The 15685-nt window shown below is 75.0% G+C and carries 14 protein-coding genes; 9 read left to right on the forward strand and 5 right to left on the reverse strand.

Annotated elements, in window-relative coordinates; genetic code table 11:
* Positions 1-4 precede the first annotated feature (4 nt).
* Positions 5-1333 (reverse strand): PH domain-containing protein, encoded by a 1329-nt coding sequence (locus ACIRFH_RS18030; RefSeq protein ID WP_403521706.1) that lies wholly within the window; start codon positions 1331-1333, stop codon positions 5-7.
* Complete coding sequence (locus tag ACIRFH_RS18035; RefSeq protein ID WP_403521603.1) at positions 1318-1860, reverse strand: PH domain-containing protein; 543 nt, start codon at positions 1858-1860, stop codon at positions 1318-1320. Before ACIRFH_RS18035 ends, ACIRFH_RS18030 begins: the two co-directional genes overlap by 16 nt.
* Positions 1861-1891: 31 nt before the next feature.
* Between ACIRFH_RS18035 and ACIRFH_RS18040 the strand changes: the two genes are divergently transcribed.
* Positions 1892-3043 carry an NADH-quinone oxidoreductase subunit D gene (locus ACIRFH_RS18040; RefSeq protein ID WP_403521605.1) on the forward strand — a complete coding sequence of 384 codons (1152 nt, stop codon included), beginning with the start codon at positions 1892-1894 and terminating at the stop codon, positions 3041-3043.
* Here the strand turns inward: ACIRFH_RS18040 and ACIRFH_RS18045 are convergent.
* Positions 3008-4321, reverse strand: a complete 1314-nt coding sequence (locus ACIRFH_RS18045) for an SAM-dependent methyltransferase (RefSeq protein WP_403521607.1) — start codon at positions 4319-4321, stop codon at positions 3008-3010. The two genes, ACIRFH_RS18040 and ACIRFH_RS18045, sit on opposite strands and share 36 nt — an antisense overlap.
* Before the next feature lie 118 nt (positions 4322-4439).
* Here ACIRFH_RS18045 and ACIRFH_RS18050 point away from each other — a divergent pair, with 118 nt between their 5' ends.
* Positions 4440-5642 carry a sensor histidine kinase gene (locus tag ACIRFH_RS18050; RefSeq protein WP_403521609.1) on the forward strand — a complete coding sequence of 401 codons (1203 nt, stop codon included), beginning with the start codon at positions 4440-4442 and terminating at the stop codon, positions 5640-5642.
* Positions 5643-5725: 83 nt separating this feature from the next.
* A complete protein-coding gene (locus ACIRFH_RS18055) occupies positions 5726-6400 on the forward strand; it encodes a response regulator (protein WP_403521611.1) in 675 nt (224 codons plus the stop codon).
* A gap of 27 nt (positions 6401-6427) precedes the next feature.
* Here ACIRFH_RS18055 and ACIRFH_RS18060 read toward each other — a convergent pair whose 3' ends face one another.
* Positions 6428-7534, reverse strand: a complete 1107-nt coding sequence (locus ACIRFH_RS18060; protein ID WP_403521613.1) for a DUF5937 family protein — start codon at positions 7532-7534, stop codon at positions 6428-6430.
* A gap of 164 nt (positions 7535-7698) precedes the next feature.
* Here ACIRFH_RS18060 and ACIRFH_RS18065 point away from each other — a divergent pair, with 164 nt between their 5' ends.
* A complete protein-coding gene (locus ACIRFH_RS18065) occupies positions 7699-7914 on the forward strand; it encodes a hypothetical protein (RefSeq protein ID WP_403521615.1) in 216 nt (71 codons plus the stop codon).
* Positions 7915-8135: 221 nt separating this feature from the next.
* Here ACIRFH_RS18065 and ACIRFH_RS18070 read toward each other — a convergent pair whose 3' ends face one another.
* Positions 8136-9347, reverse strand: coding sequence for a threonine aldolase family protein (locus ACIRFH_RS18070; protein WP_403521617.1), 1212 nt, complete (start codon positions 9345-9347; stop codon positions 8136-8138).
* Positions 9348-9543: 196 nt separating this feature from the next.
* Between ACIRFH_RS18070 and ACIRFH_RS18075 the strand changes: the two genes are divergently transcribed.
* The 5 genes from ACIRFH_RS18075 to ACIRFH_RS18095 are packed head-to-tail and all read left to right on the forward strand — an operon-like array spanning position 9544 to position 15076.
* The gene (locus tag ACIRFH_RS18075) at positions 9544-10563 is read left to right on the forward strand and encodes a Rossmann-like and DUF2520 domain-containing protein (protein WP_403521619.1); all 1020 of its coding nucleotides are present in this window, start codon (positions 9544-9546) and stop codon (positions 10561-10563) included.
* A complete protein-coding gene (gene panC / locus ACIRFH_RS18080; protein WP_403521621.1) occupies positions 10560-11558 on the forward strand; it encodes a pantoate--beta-alanine ligase in 999 nt (332 codons plus the stop codon). The genes ACIRFH_RS18075 and panC overlap by 4 nt, the downstream gene beginning before the upstream one ends.
* The gene (locus tag ACIRFH_RS18085; protein ID WP_403521623.1) at positions 11555-13288 is read left to right on the forward strand and encodes an L-aspartate oxidase; all 1734 of its coding nucleotides are present in this window, start codon (positions 11555-11557) and stop codon (positions 13286-13288) included. Before panC ends, ACIRFH_RS18085 begins: the two co-directional genes overlap by 4 nt.
* Before the next feature lie 5 nt (positions 13289-13293).
* On the forward strand, positions 13294-14274 hold the full coding sequence (gene nadC / locus ACIRFH_RS18090) for a carboxylating nicotinate-nucleotide diphosphorylase (protein ID WP_403521708.1): 981 nt from the start codon (positions 13294-13296) through the stop codon (positions 14272-14274).
* Between the two features lie 4 nt (positions 14275-14278).
* Complete coding sequence (locus ACIRFH_RS18095; RefSeq protein WP_403521625.1) at positions 14279-15076, forward strand: type III pantothenate kinase; 798 nt, start codon at positions 14279-14281, stop codon at positions 15074-15076.
* The last annotated feature ends 609 nt before the right edge of the window (positions 15077-15685 follow it).

Here is a 15685-nt window from a genome sequence, read left to right on the forward strand (position 1 = left end):
CGTGTCACGCCATCCACCGGTCCGGGCGCGCGTCCCGCCGGCCCGTGCGGGACCGTTCCGCCTGGCCGCGCAGCAGCTCCGCCGCCTCGTCCGCGTCCCGCAGCCGCGCGGTCACGGTCTTGTCCGCCCCCGTGTCCACCCGTACGTCGGCGACCCGCCGGGCCCGCTGCCACGGGCCCTGGGTGAGGCGGACGCTCTGGACCTTGGCGTGCGGCACCAGCGCCAGGCTCCGCCGCAGCAGCCCGTGGCGGGCGGCGAACACCGCGTCGGTGACGGCCAGCCCGTGGCCGTGCCACCACAGCGGCAGGCACCACCGGGACCGCCGCGGCGGGCGCGCCAGCGCGGTCGCCGCCGGCACGGTCACCCCGGGCAGCACGCGCGCCACCACCGACTCGGCGATCTCGCGCGGGGCGACCGGCAGCAGCACGGAGTTCGACGACCCGGCCACGTCCAGCTCCACCCGGACCCACTGACGCCGGCGCCACAGCAGCGGCTCCACGATCCGCACCGTCTGCACCCGGCCAGGCGGCACCGTCTCGTGGGACCGGTCCAGCAGCCCGCGGTCGATGCGCAGCCCGTCCGGCGACTCGGCCACCGTCCAGTCGTACTCCCCGACGAACCGCCCCACGCTCTTCGCACCGGCCGCGCCCACCAGCGGCAGGGCGGTCGCCAGCACCGTCCACAGGCTGTGGGTGACCAGCCACAGCAGCGTCGGTACGACCACGGCGGCGGCCAGCGTGCCCCACGTCGCGCCGGTCAGCAGCAGGGACACGGCGAGGACGCCGGGCGGCACGCGCAGCAGGTGCCGGGACGGTGCCTCACCGACCTCGTGCGCCGTCTCGGGCGCGAAGCCCGCCGCGCGCGCGAGCAGCTCGGCCCGCAGCGCACGCGCCTCGGCGGCGCCCAGGAAGGCCAGCTCGTCCTTCTTGTCGGTTCCGACGACGTCGAGCTTCAGCTTGGCGACCCCGGCGACGCGGGCGAGCAGCGGCTGGGTGACGTCGACGGCCTGGATGCGTTCGAGCCGGATGTGCGCCGTGCGCCGGAACAGCAGGCCGGTACGGATGCGCAGTTCGGCGTCCGTCACCGCGAAGTGGGTGAACCACCAGGTCAGAAAGCCGTACAGGGCGGCGGCGGGGATCAGCACGGCGAGGCCGATCAGCAGCGTGGTCGTGGTCAGCCTCGTCAGCTGGCGCTGCGCCTGGTCGGGGTCGTGCACGGCCCACCCGACGATCACGGCGACCGGTGCCCAGGCCCGTCGCAGCGGGGTGACCGGGTGCAGCCGGCGCTCGATCACCTCCTTCTCGGCGCCCGTGGTGCTCACAGCCCCGCCGATCGGGCCTCGCCCAGCTCGGTGAGCCGGTCGCGCAGTCGTTCCGCCTCGGCCGGGTCCAGGCCCGGGATGGTCGCGTCGGTCGCGGCGGCGGCCGTGTGCAGCTGCACGCTGGCCAGCCCGAAGTACCGTTCGACGGGCCCGGAGGTCACCTCGACCAGTTGCATCCGGCCGTACGGCACGACGGTCTCCTCCCGCCACAGCACGCCCCGGCTGATCAGCAGGTCGTCGGCGCGCTCGGCGTACCGCCAGGAGCGCCAGTTGCGCTCCAGCACCACCCAGCCCCAGGCCAGCACGGCCAGCGGCAGCAGTGCGGACAGCGCCCAGACGGGTCCCGCGAGCAGTCCGGGCAGGAGGCCGGCGGCGAGAGCGAGCAGCCCCAGCCACACCACCAGCAACAGCCGTCGCATCCGCAGCAGTCCCGGCGGCAGGCCGGTCCACACCGGCTCGTCCGCCACCGTGCCGGCCCCGGCCCCTGCCGCCCCTGCCGTCCCCGCCGTGCCCGTGTGGTCAGGGCTCCCCGTCTCCATGGATCCAGCGTACGTAGGGGAGACTGTGGCCATGACTCCTACGACGGAGACCATGGTCGGTATCGGCGGCGCCGCGGAGAGCACCGACATGGTGCTCAACATCGGCCCCCAGCACCCGTCCACGCACGGCGTGCTGCGGCTGCGGCTCGTCCTGGACGGCGAGCGCATCACGAGCGCGGAGCCCGTGATCGGCTACATGCACCGCGGCGCGGAGAAGCTGTTCGAGGCGCGTGACTACCGGCAGATCATCGTGCTGGCCAACCGGCACGACTGGCTGTCCGCGTTCTCCAACGAACTGGGCGTCGTCCTCGCGGTGGAGCGCATGCTCGGCATGGAGGTCCCCCCGCGCGCGGTGTGGACGCGGACGCTGCTCGCGGAGCTGAACCGGGTGCTGAACCACCTGATGTTCCTGGGGTCGTACCCCCTGGAGCTGGGCGGCATCACCCCCGTCTTCTACGCCTTCCGGGAGCGGGAGGTCCTCCAGAACGTCATGGAGGAGGTCTCCGGCGGGCGCATGCACTACATGTTCAACCGCGTCGGCGGCCTCAAGGAGGACCTGCCGTCCGGCTGGGCCGCACGCGCGCGCGGTGCCGTCGCCGCGGTGCGCTCGCGCATGGACGTCTTCGACGACCTGGTGCTCGGCAACGAGATCTTCCGGGGGCGGACGCGCGGGGTGGGCGTCCTGAGCGCCGGGGCCGTGCACGCGTACGGCGTCAGCGGGCCGATCGCGCGCGCCTCCGGCGTCGACTTCGACCTGCGCCGCGACGAGCCGTACCTCGCCTACGGCGAACTCCAGGACACCCTGAGGGTCGTCACCCGGACCGAGGGCGACTGCCTCGCCCGCTTCGAGTGCCTCCTGGAGCAGACCCACAACGCCCTCGACCTCGCCGACGCCTGCCTGGACCGCCTCGCCGAGCTGGAGCCCGGGCCGGTCAACCAGCGGCTCCCGAAGGTGCTGAAGGCGCCCGAGGGCCACACGTACGCGTGGACCGAGAACCCGCTCGGCATCAACGGCTACTACCTGGTCAGCAAGGGCGAGAAGACCCCGTACCGGCTGAAGCTGCGCTCGGCCTCGTACAACAACATCCAGGCGCTCACCGAGCTGCTGCCCGGGACGCTGGTCGCGGACATGGTGGCGATCCTGGGGTCACTGTTCTTCGTCGTCGGGGACATCGACAAGTAGCCGCCCGGCGTCGACGGGTCCGACCGGCTGGAGCAGCCACAGGAAGTCGCCGAGTCCGCCGGACGCGGTCAGTTCGGCGGCCTCGGAGGCGCTCGCGAGGGCGCGCACGTACGCCGCCGGGTCGGTGGAGGCGAGCGCGAGCGGGGGGCGCGCGCCCGTGACGCCGAGGGTGCGCAGGGCGTCGCGCTGGGGGAGCAACCGCGCCCCGGGGGGCGTGCGCGCCGGTGCGCACGCTGGCCGGCCGGGCCTCCGCAGCGCTTCGACGGCCTCGGCCGCCCCGCGCCCGGTGCCGCCCGGGTGGGACACGGGGGCGCTCGTATCGCGGCCCGTGCGCACCGCGCCGGACCCGCTGCCGCCCGTGCCGGACCCGCTGCCGCCCGTGCCGGACCCGCTGCCGCCCGTGCCGGGCCCCGTACCGCCCGTGCCGGGCCCCGTACCGCGCCCGGCGCCGTTCGCGGCGCCGGCCGTCGCGCACGCGTCCAGGGCGACGTGGGCCGTGATGTCGCACGTACCGTCCGGGACCGGTGCCGTTTCCCGGCCCTCCCGGAAGCCGGTGAGCGTTCCGAAGGGCGGGCGGGTGTCCCGCGTGTGGGCGTAGTCGGCGGCGACGGCCAAGCCCCGTTCGAGCGTGGAGACGGCGGACGCCCACGCGGTGTCCCGGGGGAGCCCGATCTCCGCCCGCAGCCCCTCCTCGCCGGGCAGCGGCCACCAGCGCGCCAGCCACTCGGCGTCCGCCCCGTCCACCGGCTCCCCGAGCCGCTCCGACCCGTCACCCCGCACGAGCACCCGCCGTGCCACGCCGTCGGCGTCCACCTCCGCCACGTCCACCGGCACGTTGTCCAGCCACTCGTTGGCGAACAGCAGCCCCGTCACCCCGCGCGGCGGCTCGGCCAGCCACGCGATCCGCCGGTCGAGCCCGTCGGGGCGGCCGGCGACCTCGACGGCGTACGCGCGCGTGCGGGCGGCCACGTCCGCGGGCAGCGCGGCCAGCACACCGGTGACCAGCTCGCCCCGCCCGGCGGCCATGTCCACGAAGGCGAGCGACGCGGGCCGGCCCAGCGCCTCGTCGACCCGGCACAGCAGCCGCGCTACGGCCCCGGCGAACAGCGGCGACGCGTGCACCGACGTACGGAAGTGCCCGGCGGGCCCCTCGGGACCGCGGTAGAACCCCGCCGGCCCGTACAGGGCGTCCGCCGAGGCCTCCCGCCAGCCACGCCAGCCACATCGGTCGTCGCCCGTCCCGCCGACCCCTGCCGTTCCCGCTGCCCTCGCCGTCACAGGCCCAGGCTATGCGCACAGGAGAACGGAGCCTCCACCTTGCGGAGTACGCGCGCCGGACGCGGATCGGCCCTCCGGTTGACCCATGCACCTATTCCGCTTCCCTACGCTGGGTTACGTGCAGCGCCTCTACGATTTCCTCCGCAGACACCCGACCGGGGTCGACTGTTTCTGGGCCCTCGTCCTGCTCGGCATCTCCCTGATGTCCGTGACCACGCAGCAGGAGGCCCACGGAAGGAACGTCACGGCGCTGGTCGTTCCGTTCGTGGTGCTGCTGTGTCTGGTGATCGCGCTGCGTCGGCGGATGCCGGAGAAGATGCTGCTGCTGGCCGTTGCCCTCGGGGTGGGCCAGCTGGCGCTGGACATCCCCACGATGTCCGCCGACTTCGCCCTGCTGGTGATCGTCTACACGGTGGCCACGACCGGTGCCCGCTGGGCCTCCCGGGCCGCGCTCACCATGGGCCTGTGCGCCGCGCCCCTCGCACAGCTGCGCTGGCCCAGCGAGCACACCGGCATCGCGGGCAACATCGCCGTCACGGTCTTCCAGGCGGTGCCGTTCGCCCTCGCCTGGGTGCTCGGCGACTCCATCCGCACCCGCCGCGCCTACTTCGCGCAGCTGGAGGAACGCAACGCCCGGCTGGAGAAGGAACGCGAGGCGCAGGCCAAGGTCGCGGTCGCCGCCGAGCGGGCCCGCATCGCCCGGGAGCTGCACGACGTCGTCGCGCACAACGTCTCCGTCATGGTGGTGCAGGCCGACGGCGCCGCCTACGTCCTGGACGCGGCCCCCGACCAGGCGAAGAAGGCCCTGGAGACCATCTCCTCCACCGGCCGGCAGGCCCTCGCCGAGATGCGCCGCCTGCTCGGCGTGCTGCGCACCGGCGAGCACCAGGAGGCCGGGGAGTACGTCCCGCAGCCCGACGTCCAGCAGATCGGGGAGCTGGTCGAGCAGTGCCGCACCTCCGGACTGCCCGTCGACTTCAAGGTCGAGGGCACCCCGCGCCAACTGCCCAGCGGCGTCGAGCTGACCGCGTACCGCATCGTGCAGGAGGCGTTGACCAACACCCGCAAGCACGGCGGGCCCAACGCGGGCGCGAGCGTGCGCCTCGTCTACTTCGACGACGGGCTCGGCCTGCTCATCGAGGACGACGGCAAGGGCGCCCCCCACGAGCTGTACGAGGAGGGCGGCTACGACGGCCAGGGCCACGGACTGATCGGCATGCGGGAACGGATCGGCATGGTCGGTGGCACCCTGGACGCGGGTCCGCGGCCCGGCGGCGGATTCCGCATCAGTGCGCTGCTGCCGCTGAAACCCGCACACTGACCTCCGCGCGCCTACGCACGTACGGCGTTGACACCTGTCACAACCCCCGGCCGGCACTCCGGCGGAGAACGGAAGAGACCCCGATGACGATCCGCGTGATGCTCGTCGACGACCAGGTGCTGCTGCGCACCGGGTTCCGGATGGTGCTCGCGGCCCAGCCGGACATGGAGGTCGTCGCGGAGGCGGGCGACGGCGTCGAGGCCCTCCAGGTGCTGCGCTCGATCGCCGTGGACGTCGTCCTGATGGACGTCCGCATGCCCAAGCTCGACGGGGTGGAGACCACCAGCCGGATCTGCGTGGACCCGGCCGCGCCGAAGGTGCTGATCCTGACCACCTTCGACCTGGACGAGTACGCCTTCTCGGCGCTGAAGGCGGGTGCCTCCGGCTTCATGCTCAAGGACGTGCCGCCCGGTGAGCTGCTCGCCGCGATCCGCTCCGTGCACAGCGGGGACGCCGTGGTGGCCCCCTCGACCACCCGCCGGCTCCTCGACCGGTTCGCCCCGATGCTGCCGGCCACCGGCCAGGAGCCCCGGCACGCGGAGCTCCAGCGGCTCACCGAGCGCGAGCGCGAGGTGATGGTGCTGGTCGCGCAGGGCCTGTCCAACCGGGAGATCGCGAACCGGCTCGTGCTGTCCGAGGCGACCGTGAAGACGCACGTCGGCCGCATCCTGACCAAGCTCGGCCTGCGCGACCGGGTGCAGGTGGTGGTCCTCGCCTACGAGACCGGGCTGGTGCGGGCCGGCGGCGGACGCGGCTGAGCGGGCCCCGGCGCGGGCGGCGCCGGGCTACCGGAGGATGCCCTCCAGGAAGTCGCTGCCCAGCCGGGCCACCACCGTCACGTCCAGCTGGTGCAGGACGTACCGCCCGCGGCGGCGCGTGGTGATCAGGCCCGCCTTCTTCAGCACCCCCAGGTGCCGGGATATCTCCGGGGCCGTCATCCCGTGCGCCTGCGCCAGCTCGCTCGTGGTGTACGCGCTGCGGGCCAGGTGGCGGCAGATCCGCATCCGCACCGGGTGGGACAGCGCGGACATCCGCAGCGCGAGCTGCTCGACCGACGGCGGGGAGACCGGCTCGGCGGCGCCGACGGGGTAGTGCAGGACGGGCTGCCAGCCGTACCGGTGCAGGACCGACAGGTGCGGCCAGCCGAAGCTGGTGGGCAGGAGCAGCAGGCCGCCGTCCCCCGTGGCCGTACGGCCGTCGCCCAGCTTGTCGATCGTGATCACGCCGGCCGTCTCGTCCAGCGCCACCGCCGGGGACACCGCGGCCAGCGCCTCGGCCAGTCCCCGGCGCCGCAGCAGCTCCGTCTTGTGGCGGGCGTCGGCCGCGAGCTGGTGGCGCAGCCGGGACCAGGCGTCCGCGAAGAACGCCTCGTCGCAGTCGTGCAGGAACTGGCGCAGCCAGCCCCGGATCCGGGGCGGATCGGCCAGCAGCCGCTCACTGAACCTCAGCTGCCGCGGCCCGCGCGCGGCGGCCAGGTCCAGGGCGCGCCGGCGCACCACGGCGTCCGAGAGCGCGGAGGAGCCCTCGGTGCCGTAGGGCATGGCGCAGGTGAACTCCAGCGCCGCGTCCACGAACTGCTCGTCCGACAGCTTGTCCAGCAGGTCCAGGTCCTCGGCGAGGGTGGCGCCGGGCAGCGTGCCGCGGCCGGGGAGGCCGGCGAACGGCAGGAACAGGTCCGAGAACGTCGTCCGCCACAGGAAGTCGGCCTCGCACATCCGGTCGGCCAGGTGCGGGTCGAGCCGGGCGGTGACACCGGTCACCCAGCCCTGGAGCCCCGGATGGTGTCCCGGCTCGGACAGCGCGTGCAGCGCCATGCACAGCTCGGCCAGGGGGGAGGGCACGACGGCGACCCTCTCCGGCCGCAGCCCCGTGATGTCGATGCGCACGCTCATGCCCCCATGGTGCACGCCGCCACCGACAACGCCGTCGTCGATTGACCGGCGCCGTCAATCGGCGCGACGGCGCCGGCCCCGCCGGAGCAGCCTGGGGCCACCGGGGCAGCCGCGGAGCCCGTGTACCGAACCGTCAGTCCTCGTGCCCTGAGAGGCGATCCGCCATGAGCATCACGCAGCAGTACCTCCTCGACACCTACCGCGCCCGGCGGCTCGGCGAGCCCGCGCCGCCCGCGCCCGGCACCCACGACCGGCAGGTCCTGCGCGCGTGGCGCGACCACCGCCGGTTCCGGGCGGTCCCGGCCGGCCGCCCGGTGCACGGCCGCGTACGGCGGGCCCTGCGCCGGTGGTGGTCCCCGCGACCGGGTTCTGTGGGCTGACCGCGGGGGCGGCCGACCGGGCGGACGCCGCCGCGGACCGGCAGGCCCGGACGTGCCGCCTCGCGCCGCAGGCTGCCGTGCCCGCCGGCTGCTGGCCTGCCGGTCGCCTGGTCAGCGGCGCGGCCGGTAGTCCGGCCGGCGGGCCGGCGGGGCACCGAGACACCGGGGCACCGAGGCGGCAGGTCAGCGGGCCGGCAGCCGGCCGGCGGACGAACGCCGGGTCAGCGAGGAAGCCGGGCGGCGAAGTCCGCGACCGCGGCCTTCACGTCGTCGGCCGTCCACTCCAGGCCCGCCGCCTCCACCCCGACCTCGGTGACGGCGATGCCCGGCCCGATCCCGTCCCAGGGCCGCGAGAAGAGCATGGTGCCCGTCTCCTCGCCCTGCCGGAGCGCGGCCTCCCCGGCGGCGTCGGCGTCGTACGGCAGCCAGACCTGGAACTCGTGCGTGTGGGGCACCTCCGGGTGTACCCGTGCCCACGGCAGCCCGGCCGCCGCGAAGCCCTCGCGCAGCGCGGCGGCCACCACGCGCGCGTGCCGCACGTACTCCGGCAGCCGCGGCAGCTCCCGCTCCAGGCCGGCCAGCGCCGACAGGACCGTGGGGAACTGCTGGAACACGGCACCGCCGTACCGGTGCCGCCAGGCCCTGGCCTCCTCCACCAGCGTGCGGGGACCGGCCAGGGCGGCACCGCCGTAGCCCTTGAGGGATTTGTAGAACGAGACGTACACGCTGTCCGCGAGACCCGCGATCTCGTCCAGGGGGCGACCGAAGTGCACGGTCGACTCCCACAGCCGGGCCCCGTCGAAGTGCACCACCGCGTCGCGTTCCCGGGCCGCCCCGACCAGCTCGGTCAGCTCCTCCCAGGTGGGCAGCAGCCAGCCGGCCTCCCTGAGCGGCAGCTCCAGCATCAGCGCGCCGAACGGCTCCTCGAAGTCGCGCACCTCGTCGGCGGACGGCTGCCGGGGCTCGCTCGTCAGCCGTACCGGGTGCAGGCCGCTGACCCGGCTGAAGGCGTTCCGCTCGTGCACCTCGGGGTGGCCGAGCCCGTGCAGGGCGACGACCGGGTTGCCGGTGCGGCCCGCCCAGCAGCGCAGCGCCACCTGCTGGGCCATGGTGCCGGTCGGGAAGAAGACGGCGGCCTCGTGACCGAGCAGGGCGGCCGTCCGCTCCTCCAGCGCCGTCACGATGCCGTTGCCGTACACGTCCGACGGCTCGTCGAGGTCGTAGAGCTCCTCGGCCCCGGCCAGCAGGCCGAGCCGCTCCCGGAGGGGGGCGGTGAAGCCCGGCCGGGCGAGCAGGCGCTTCGCGCCGCGGTGCACGGCCACGCGTCGCTCGCGCGTCCGCCGCCACCGCTCCTCCCGTTGCTCCCGTTGCTCCGGACCCTCCGGCCGCTGGGCCGTGTCCGCCTGTTCCGCGGCTTCCCCTGTGTCAGTCATGCCGGGATCATGCCGTGCGGGGAACAGCCGGGGCACCAGGGTTTCGGCCCGCGTGAGGGAGGCGCCCGGTCCGGCGCGAAGGCCCGCGGAACCCCACAGCCTGTGGACGACCGGACGCCCGTGGAACCGATCGCGTTAACATGACGAGAAATCGTCCGGTACCCCGAGCGGACTGGAACGGGAAGGCCGCCGTCGCGTGAACACAACCCCACAGCCAGACCCCCAGGACCGCCCCGCGCGGCTCACCGTAGGCGTCGTCGGCGCCGGACGCGTGGGCCCCGCGCTGGCCGCGTCCCTCCAGCTCGCCGGGCACCGCCCGGTGGCCGTCTCCGGGGTCTCCGACGCCTCCAGGCGGCGTGCCGCCGCCCTGCTCCCCGACGTGCCGCTCATGACGCCCGCCGAGGTCCTCCAGCACGCCGAACTGGTGCTGCTGACCGTCCCCGACGACGCGCTGCCCGGCCTGGTGACCGGGCTCGCCGAGACCGGCGCGGTGCGCCCGGGCCAGCTGCTCGCGCACACCTCCGGGCGCTACGGCGCCAAGGTCCTGGACCCCGCCCTGCGCGCCGGCGCCCTGCCGCTCGCCCTGCACCCGGCGATGACCTTCACCGGCACCCCCGTGGACGTCCAGCGCCTGGCCGGCTGCTCCTTCGGCGTCACCGCGCCCGAGGAACTGCGGCTGGCCGCCGAGGCCCTGGTCATCGAGATGGGTGGCGAGCCGGAGTGGATCGCCGAGGACATGCGCCCGCTCTACCACGCGGCGCTCGCCCTCGGTGCCAACCACCTGGTCACCCTGGTCGCCCAGTCCCTGGAGCTGCTGCGCGCCGCCGGCGTCGGGGCCCCCGACCGGATGCTCGGCCCGCTGCTGGGCGCCGCCCTGGACAACGCCCTGCGCTCCGGCGACGCGGCGCTGACCGGCCCCGTCGCGCGCGGGGACGCGGGCACGGTCGCCGCGCACATCGCGGAACTGCGCGCCCACGCCCCGCAGGCCGTCGCCGGCTATGTGGCGATGGCCCGCGCGACCGCCGACCGCGCCCTGGACCACGGGCTGCTCAAGCCCGAACTCGCCGAGGACCTGCTCGGGGTACTCGCCGACGGGACCGGCGGGACGGACAGGGCCGGCAGGACCGGCAGGACCGGCGAGACGGATGACACCGACGGCACCGACGGCAACGACGGCACCGACGGGATCGACGGCACCGAGGGAGACGCCCGATGACCACGACCATCACCCTGCTGCGCACCGCGGACGAGCTGCACGCGCGCGTACGTCACGGTCGCCGGGCCGTCGTGATGACCATGGGCGCCCTGCACGAGGGCCACGCCACCCTGATCCGCACGGCACGGCGGACGGTCGGCCCGGACGGCGAGGTGGTCGTCACCGTCTTCGTCAACCCGCTCCAGTTCGGCGCCGGGGAGGACCTGGACCGCTACCCGCGCACCCTGGACGCCGACCTGAGGATCGCCGAGCAGGCGGGCGCGGACGCCGTCTTCGCCCCGTCCGTCGACGAGGTCTACCCGGGCGGCGAGCCCCAGGTCCGCGTCACGGCGGGACCCATGGGCGAACGCCTGGAGGGCGCCTCCCGCCCCGGCCACTTCGACGGCATGCTCACCGTCGTCGCCAAGCTGCTCCACCTCACCCGCCCCGACCTGGCCCTGTACGGCCAGAAGGACGCCCAGCAGCTCGCCCTGATCCGCCGCATGGTCCGCGACCTGAACTTCGGCGTGGAGATCGTCGGCGTGCCCACCGTGCGCGAGGACGACGGCCTGGCCCTCTCCAGCCGCAACCGCTACCTCTCGCCCGCCGAGCGCCGCACCGCCCTCGCGCTCTCCCAGGCCCTGTTCGCCGGCCTCGACCGGCACGCCGCCCAGGAGGCGCTGCGCGCGCGGGCCCGCGAAGTGCCCGCCACGCGCGCGCGTGCCGAGGCCCTCAGCGCCCTGGGCGAGTCCCGCGCGGCGGCCGACGCGCACGCCGTCGCCACGTCGGCGCCGGGCGCCGCCACGGCCGTCCGCGCCGCCGCCCGCCTGGTCCTGGACGAGGCCGCCCGCCTCGACCCGCCGCTGGAGCTGGACTACCTCGCCCTGGTCGACCCGTCCGACTTCACCGAGATCGGCGACGACCACACCGGTGAGGCCGTCCTCGCCGTCGCCGCCCGGGTCGGCGCGACCCGGCTGATCGACAACGTCCCCCTCACCTTCGGAGCCGCCTCGTGACCAGCACAGGCATACGACTGCACGCCCCCGCGCCCGGGTGGGCCGTCCCGGCGGACGTCGTGGTCGTCGGCTCCGGCGTCGCCGGCCTCACCGCCGCCCTGCGGTGCGAGGCCGCCGGCCTGAACACGGTCGTCGTCACCAAGGCCCGCCTCGACGACGGCTCCACCCGCTGGGCCCAGGGCGGCATCGCCGCGGCCCTGGGCGAGGGCGACACCCCCGAGCAGCACCTGGACGACACCCTGGTGGCCGGCGCGGGCCTGTGCGACCCGGAGGCCGTCCGCCTCCTGGTCACCGAGGGCCCCGACGCCGTACGCCGCCTCATCGCGACCGGCGCGCACTTCGACGAGTCCGCCGAGGGCGACCTGGAACTCACCCGCGAGGGCGGCCACCACCGCCGCCGCATCGCCCACGCGGGCGGTGACGCCACGGGCGCGGAGATCTCCCGCGCCCTGGTCGAGGCGGTCCGCGCGCGGGGGATCCGCACGGTCGAGAACGCCCTCGTCCTGGACCTCCTCACGGACGCCGACGGCCGCACGGCCGGTGTCACCCTGCACGTCATGGGCGAGGGCCAGCACGACGGCGTCGGCGCGGTCCACGCGCCCGCCGTGGTCCTGGCGACCGGCGGCATGGGCCAGGTCTTCTCGGCGACGACGAACCCGTCCGTCTCCACGGGCGACGGCGTGGCGCTCGCCCTGCGCGCGGGCGCCGAGGTGAGCGACCTCGAGTTCGTGCAGTTCCACCCCACGGTCCTCTTCCTCGGCCCGGACGCGGAGGGCCAGCAGCCCCTGGTCTCCGAGGCGGTGCGCGGCGAGGGCGCCCACCTGGTGGACGCCGACGGCGTGCGCTTCATGCAGGGACAGCACGAACTGGCCGAACTGGCGCCCCGGGACATCGTCGCCAAGGGCATCACGCGCCGCATGCAGGAGCGGGGCGCCGAACACATGTACCTCGACGCACGCCACTTCGGCGCCGAGATGTGGGAGCACCGCTTCCCGACGATCCTCGCCGCCTGCCGCGCCCACGGCATCGACCCGGTCACCGAGCCGATCCCGGTCGCACCGGCCGCCCACTACGCCTCCGGCGGCGTCCGCACCGACGCCGCGGGCCGCACCACGGTCCCCGGCCTGTACGCGTGCGGCGAGGTCGCCTGCACGGGCGTGCACGGCGCCAACCGCCTGGCGTCGAACTCGCTCCTGGAGGGCCTGGTCTACGCCGAGCGCATCGCCGCCGACATCGCGGCGAGCCACGCGGACGGCACGCTCCCCGCGCGCGTACCGGCACCGCTCCCGCACACGGCCCCCCCGGCGCACCCCCTCCTGCCGCCGGAAGCCCGCCTCGCGATCCAGCGGATCATGACCGAGGGCGCCGGCGTCCTGCGCTCGGCGGACTCCCTCACCCGGGCGGCCGACCGGCTGTACCGCCTCCACACCGAGGCCCGCGAGGCCCTGGACGAGAACGGCAAGACGGCCGAGCCGGGCGTCGACACCTGGGAGGCGACGAACCTCCTGTGCGTGGCCCGCGTCCTGGTGGCCGCGGCGGCACGGCGCGAGGAGACGCGGGGCTGCCACTGGCGTGAGGACCACGCGGACCGCGACGACACGACGTGGCGCCGCCACATCGTCGTACGCCTGAACTCCGACCGTTCCCTCGCCGTGCACACCACGGACACGCCAGAATTCCCCCCGACCACCCCCGGCGCCCGGCCGGCGCAGCGTCCCCAGGAGCAGTGACGACAGTGAACACCCCCGACCTTCCCCTCGCCTCCGGCGGAGGCTGCGGCGACGGCTGCGCCTGCGGCGCGGACACCGACGAAGAGACGTACCTGGAGTGCGGCCTCGACCCCGCGCTCGCCGCCCTCCTGGTCGACGCCGGCCTCGACCCCGTGGAGGTCGAGGACATCGCGAACGTGGCCCTCCAGGAGGACCTGGCCCACGGCGTGGACGTGACGACGGTCGCGACCATCCCCGAGGACGCGGTGGCCACCGCCGACTTCACCGCGCGCGAGGCGGGCGTCGTGGCCGGCCTCAGGGTCGCCGAGGCGGTCCTGTCGATCGTCGCGACGGACGAGTTCGAGGTGGAACGCCACGTGGCGGACGGCGACCGGGTGGAGCCGGGCCAGAAGCTCCTGTCGGTCACCACCCGCACCCGCGACCTCCTCACCGCCGAGCGCAGCGCGCTCAACCTCCTGTGCCGCCTGTCGGGCATCGCGACCGCCACGCGCGCGTGGGAGGACGCCCTGGAGGGCACCAGGACCCGGGTCCGGGACACCCGCAAGACGACCCCGGGCCTGCGCTCCCTGGAGAAGTTCGCGGTCCGCTGCGGCGGCGGCGTCAACCACCGCATGTCCCTCTCGGACGCGGCCCTGGTGAAGGACAACCACGTGGTCGCCGCGGGCGGCGTGGCGGCGGCCTTCCAGGCGGTCCGCGAACGCTTCCCGGACGTCCCCATCGAGGTCGAGGTCGACACCCTCCACCAGCTCCGCGAGGTCCTCGACGCGGGCGCCGACCTGATCCTGCTGGACAACTTCACGCCGGGCGAGTGCGAGGAGGCGGTCGCCCTCGTGAACGGCCGCGCCGCCCTGGAGGCGTCGGGCCGCCTCACCCTGGACAACGCCAGGGCCTACGCCGACACCGGCGTCGACTACCTGGCCGTGGGAGCCCTCACCCACAGCTCCCCGATCCTGGACATCGGCCTGGACCTGCGGGAAGCGGAGTAGAGCCATGCTGCTGACGATCGACGTAGGCAACACGCACACCGTCCTGGGCCTCTTCGACGGCGAGGACATCGTCGAGCACTGGCGCATCTCCACGGACCCGCGCCGCACGGCCGACGAGCTGGCGGTCCTCCTCCAGGGCCTGATGGGCATGCACCCGCTCCTCGGCGACGAGCTGGGCGACGGCATCGACGGCATCGCCATCTGCGCGACCGTCCCCTCGGTCCTGCACGAACTCCGCGAGGTCACCCGCCGCTACTACGGCGACGTCCCCGCGGTCCTGGTCGAACCGGGCGTCAAGACCGGCGTCCCGATCCTCACCGACCACCCCAAGGAGGTCGGCGCCGACCGCATCATCAACGCGGTCGCCGCGGTCGAGCTCTACGGCGGCCCGGCGATCGTCGTGGACTTCGGCACGGCGACGACGTTCGACGCGGTGAGCGCGCGCGGGGAGTACATCGGCGGGGTCATCGCCCCCGGCATCGAGATCTCGGTCGAGGCGCTCGGCGTCAAGGGCGCCCAGCTCCGCAAGATCGAGGTGGCGCGCCCCCGCAGCGTGATCGGCAAGAACACGGTCGAGGCGATGCAGTCCGGGATCATCTACGGCTTCGCGGGCCAGGTCGACGGGGTCGTCAACCGCATGGCCCGCGAGCTGGCCACGGACCCCGACGACGTGACGGTCATCGCGACGGGGGGACTGGCGCCGATGGTGCTGGGCGAGGCGTCGGTCATCGACGAGCACGAGCCGTGGCTGACGCTGATGGGGCTGCGGCTGGTCTACGAACGCAACGTGTCCCGCATGTAGGCGCGGGCCACATGGCCCGGCGCTGCGAAGGCACCAGGCGCGGGTGCGGGGTGGGTCGTGTGGTCCGGCGCTGCCGGGGTGCCCCCAGCGGCACGACTGCCCGCAGCCGAGTGGGTGACGGCGGTCAGTCGCGTACGGCGGGAAGGGGACGTGTCGGGGGGTGTCCGCCCGCAGCGGTTGGCGCGTCCGCGCCGGTACTTCTGTGGCCGACCGATTCCGCGCCGTTCCGAGGACGGACACCCCCCGGCGCGGCCCCGACCCACAGCCCACCGAAGGCGCTACGCGCACCCCCACCGAACCCGCACAGGCCGCCGCAGGCACCCCCCACCCACAGGCACCCACAGACACCCCGCACCCCCACCGAACCCGCACAGGCCGTCGCAGGCACGCCCGCCCACGCGCCGCAGGCCGCCGCAGGCATCCCCACCCACCCCGCACAGGCCATCGCAGGCGCGCCCACCCAACCCCGCACAGGCACCCGCAGGCGCGCCCGTTCACGCGCCGCAGGCACCCGCAGGCACCCCGCCCACGCGCCGCAGGCACCCGCAGGCGCGCCCGTTCACGCGCCGCAGGCACTCGCAGGCACCCCGCCCACGCGCCGCAGGCACC

The sequence above is a fragment of the Streptomyces sp. NPDC093586 genome, assembly GCF_044764905.1.
GTDB lineage: Bacteria > Actinomycetota > Actinomycetes > Streptomycetales > Streptomycetaceae > Streptomyces.

What these genes read in the sequence shown, in the direction of transcription:
- ACIRFH_RS18035 (WP_403521603.1), bottom strand. Translation starts at nt 1,860, where the DNA reads ATGGAGACGGGGAGCCCTGACCACACGGGCACGGCGGGGACGGCAGGG.
- ACIRFH_RS18040 (WP_403521605.1), top strand. Translation starts at nt 1,892, where the DNA reads ATGACTCCTACGACGGAGACCATGGTCGGTATCGGCGGCGCCGCGGAG.
- ACIRFH_RS18055 (WP_403521611.1), top strand. Translation starts at nt 5,726, where the DNA reads ATGACGATCCGCGTGATGCTCGTCGACGACCAGGTGCTGCTGCGCACC.
- ACIRFH_RS18060 (WP_403521613.1), bottom strand. Translation starts at nt 7,534, where the DNA reads ATGAGCGTGCGCATCGACATCACGGGGCTGCGGCCGGAGAGGGTCGCC.
- ACIRFH_RS18065 (WP_403521615.1), top strand. Translation starts at nt 7,699, where the DNA reads ATGAGCATCACGCAGCAGTACCTCCTCGACACCTACCGCGCCCGGCGG.
- ACIRFH_RS18070 (WP_403521617.1), bottom strand. Translation starts at nt 9,347, where the DNA reads ATGACTGACACAGGGGAAGCCGCGGAACAGGCGGACACGGCCCAGCGG.
- panC (WP_403521621.1), top strand. Translation starts at nt 10,560, where the DNA reads ATGACCACGACCATCACCCTGCTGCGCACCGCGGACGAGCTGCACGCG.
- ACIRFH_RS18095 (WP_403521625.1), top strand. Translation starts at nt 14,279, where the DNA reads ATGCTGCTGACGATCGACGTAGGCAACACGCACACCGTCCTGGGCCTC.